Annotated in this window: 1 protein-coding gene; it reads left to right on the top strand. The window is 57.0% G+C overall.

Annotation, left to right across the window (positions count from 1 at the left end):
* A partial coding sequence (locus tag ACGF49_RS25110) for a hypothetical protein (protein WP_387493498.1) occupies positions 1-300 on the top strand: 300 nt, incomplete at both ends.

Below are 300 nucleotides of genomic sequence, written 5' to 3'. Positions count from 1 at the left end.
ACCCTGAAAACGGCCGGTAATCTTATCAATGACCGCCAGATAAAAGCCGGTCAGGCGCTGCATCTTGACGCACAGGATCTCACTAACAGCACTTCCGGTGAAATCAGCGCCGGGCAAACGCAAATCCAGGCTCATGATACCCTGAGCAACACCGGACTGATTGACGGCGGTTTGACTCATCTCACGGCCAACACCCTGAACAATACCGGCACCGGGCGCATTTACGGGGACCAGCTGGCCCTCCAGACGGGCACATTGAATAACACCGCCCAGGACGGCAAAGCTGCGGTCATTGCGGCA

Origin of the sequence: Photorhabdus sp. RM96S (assembly GCF_042879335.1) — a bacterium.
Classification (GTDB): Bacteria; Pseudomonadota; Gammaproteobacteria; order Enterobacterales; family Enterobacteriaceae; genus Photorhabdus; species Photorhabdus kayaii.
Note: the sequence above shows the minus strand (reverse complement) of the source record. Positions and strands in the feature narration are given on the sequence as shown.